Origin of the sequence: Allobosea sp. CER48 (assembly GCF_044752385.1) — a bacterium.
Taxonomy (GTDB): Bacteria; Pseudomonadota; Alphaproteobacteria; order Rhizobiales; family Beijerinckiaceae; genus Allobosea.
In genome coordinates this window covers 1-2906 of sequence record NZ_JBIWYK010000400.1, presented here as the reverse complement: position 1 = coordinate 2906, position 2906 = coordinate 1, and the positions used below count along the sequence as shown (strand labels likewise).

General features: G+C 67.3%; 2 protein-coding genes. Both read left to right on the top strand.

Features of this window, described 5'->3' with window-relative positions; all coding sequences use genetic code 11:
- Positions 1-136: 136 nt before the first annotated feature.
- Positions 137-2311 (top strand): TonB-dependent siderophore receptor, encoded by a 2175-nt coding sequence (locus ACIPIA_RS13510; RefSeq protein ID WP_400510293.1) that lies wholly within the window; start codon positions 137-139, stop codon positions 2309-2311.
- Positions 2312-2315: 4 nt separating this feature from the next.
- Positions 2316-2906, top strand: a 591-nt coding sequence (locus ACIPIA_RS13505; RefSeq protein ID WP_400510291.1) for an alpha/beta hydrolase, incomplete at its 3' end; no start/stop codon positions are given.

Sequence of the window (2906 nt, the reverse complement as noted above, 5' to 3'; positions counted from 1 at the left end):
CATTCGACGCATTCGAAACTCCTGCGAAAGAAATACTGCCGTTCGCGAAAGCCGAATGCGTTGCCGGCATCACCGCCTTCCTGAGAAAAGCCCCCCGAAACCTGCGCGTCTACGCATCGGTATAGGGGTTAGAATGATGACGGCAGCCAAGAACGGCCATGGCGGGGCCTGCAGGACCGGCGTCGCGATCGCAGCGATTCTGGCTGTCTGGGCCGGGCGCGCGACGGCGCAGGAGGCGAGCGCAATCAGCCTGGACACGATCCAGGTCCAGGGCGAGCAGGCTGGCGGCCCGGTCAACGGCTATGTCGCGCGGCGCAGCGATACCGCGACGAAGACCGACACGCCGCTGATCGAAACGCCTCAATCCGTCACCGTGGTCACGCGCCAGCAGATGGACGACCAGGCCGTGCAGAGTGTCGGCCAGGCCCTGCGCTACACCGCCAGCGTGCTCGCCGAGACGCGCCTGTCCTCGGGCCGCTACGACAGCGCCTTCATCCGCGGCTTCGGCGGCAGCGGCGGCGGCGCCGGCTTCATCAACAATCTCGATGGGCTGCGCTACATGCGCGGCGTCAACTTCCTCGTGCCTTCCTACGAGCCCTGGGGGCTGGAGCGGGTCGAGGTGCTGCGCGGTCCGTCCTCCGTCGTGTTCGGGCAGGTCAAGCCCGGCGGCATCGTCAACATGGTCAGCAAGAAGCCGAAGGACGAGGCTCACGGCGAGGTCCAGCTCCAGTTCGGCAGCTATGAGCGGGCGCAGATGGCGTTCGATTTCGGCGGCCCGGTCACACCGGACAAGACCTGGCTCTACCGGGTCGTCGGCCTCGGCCGCGCCGCCGATACCCAGGTCGACTATACCCGCGAGGAGCGCGTCTTCATCGCGCCGTCGCTGACCTACCGCCCCAATGGCGCGACCTCGCTGACACTCCTGACGTCCTTCCAGCGCGACCCGGAGACGGGCTTCTACGGCTTCATCCCCGCCGTCGGCACCGTACTGCCGAGCCGCGCCGGCCGCATCCGCAGCGAGTTCTTCCCGGGCGAGCCGCGCTTCGAGGGCTACAGCCGCAACCAGCTCAATGCCGGCTACGAGTTCGAGCACCGCTTCAACGACATCTTCACCTTCCGCCAGAATGTCCGGTTCTCGGATCTGGAATCGCGCTTCAGGACGGTCGCCGTCGCAAGCATCGCCGCCGACCAGAAGACGCTGAACCGCCGCGTCACCGTCTCGAACGAGAATGCCCGCACCGCAGGCATCGACAACCAGCTCCAGGCCGATTTCCGCACCGGGCCGCTGACGCACAAGCTTCTGTTCGGCTTCGATGGCTACTGGATGGACGGCTCCGCGCGCACCGGCGCGGGCGGCACCGTCCAGTCGCTCGACTTCACCAATCCGGTCTATGGACGCCTGCCCTTCGCGCTCCCGGCGACCCCGCTGACCAAGCAGACGACCGAACAGTACGGCGTCTACCTTCAGGACCAGATCAGGCTGGACCGGCTCTCGCTGGTGGTCGGCGGCCGCTTCGACCGGGCGGAATCGCGCACCCGTGCCGTCAACACCGGCGTTCTGACGAAGCAGGACGACACCGCCCGCACCGGCCGCGTCGCCCTGATGTATAATTTCGACAACGGCTTCGCGCCCTACGCGAGCTATTCGACCTCGTTCGAACCGGTCGCCGGCACCACCTTCGCCGGCACGCCCTTCAAGCCGACAGAAGGCGAGCAATACGAAGCCGGCTTCAAATACGAGCCACCGGGATTCAATGCGTCCTTCCAGGCTGCGGTCTACCAGCTCACCCAGACCAATGTCGCGACGACCGATCCCAACAATGTCGGCTTCTCGATCCAGACCGGCGAGGTCCGCGCCCGCGGTGTCGAGGTCGAGGCCCGCGCGACGCTGTTCGACAATCTCGATCTCGTCGCGGCCTATGCCTACACCGACGCCGAGGTCACCAAGAGCAACGGCGTCGATCTCGGCATGCGCCCGATGGTCGTGCCCCGCCACATGGCCTCGCTCTGGGCGCTCTACAATTTCAAGACCGGCCCGCTCGCGGGCCTCGGGCTCGGCGGCGGCGTGCGCTATGTCGGCGAGGGCGCGGGCGACCCCGGCAACACCTTCTTCACGCCCGACTACACGTTGTTTGACGCCATGGTCAGCTATGATTTCGGCGCCCTGAACCCGTCGCTGAAGGCCTGGAAGCTGCAGGTGAACGCGCAGAACCTCTTCGACAAGGAGTATATCGCCGGCTGCTACGCCGCCGTGCAGTGCTCCTTCGGTCTGCGCCGCACCGTGCTCGCCACGCTGTCCTATCGCTGGTGAGAGCATGAGCAGCGTGCCGCAAGCCCTAGGACCGGCGGCGGCGGGAGCGCCTGTTCCCGCCAGGATACCGAACGCCTGCCAGCTCGACTTCACGGCACGTGACGGCGCGCTCTACCGCCTGCTGATCTCGGTCCCGTCGGAGCCGCCGCCGCCGGCCGGCTTTTCCGCGATGGTGCTGGTGGACGGGCATGCGCTCTTCGCGACGGCTACGGCAGCGGCCACCCTTCAGGCCCAGCGCCCGCAGGTCACCGGTGTCGGCCCGGCCGTGTTCATCGGCATCGGCTATCCCGGCGAGTCGCCCTTCGATGCGGAGCGGCGCCAGCGCGACCTCCTGCCGACATCCGGCGGAGCCGCGCGCTTTCTCGACGTGATCGTCGACGAGATACTGCCTGCGGTCGGGCGACTGGCGGTGCTCGATACCGCGCGGCTTTCCCTCGCCGGTCACTCCTATGGGGGGTTGTTCGTCCTGCACACGCTCTTCACCCGGCCCGGCCTGTTTGCCGCCCATGTCGCCGGCAGCCCGTCGATCTGGTGGAACGAGCGGGCCATCCTGGCGAGTGAGGAGGGCTTCCGTTACAGCGCCGGTCCAAGCGGG

Bases quoted from the DNA above. Each gene is read 5' to 3' on its own strand.
- ACIPIA_RS13510 (WP_400510293.1), top strand. From the start codon at position 137: ATGACGGCAGCCAAGAACGGCCATGGCGGGGCCTGCAGGACCGGCGTC.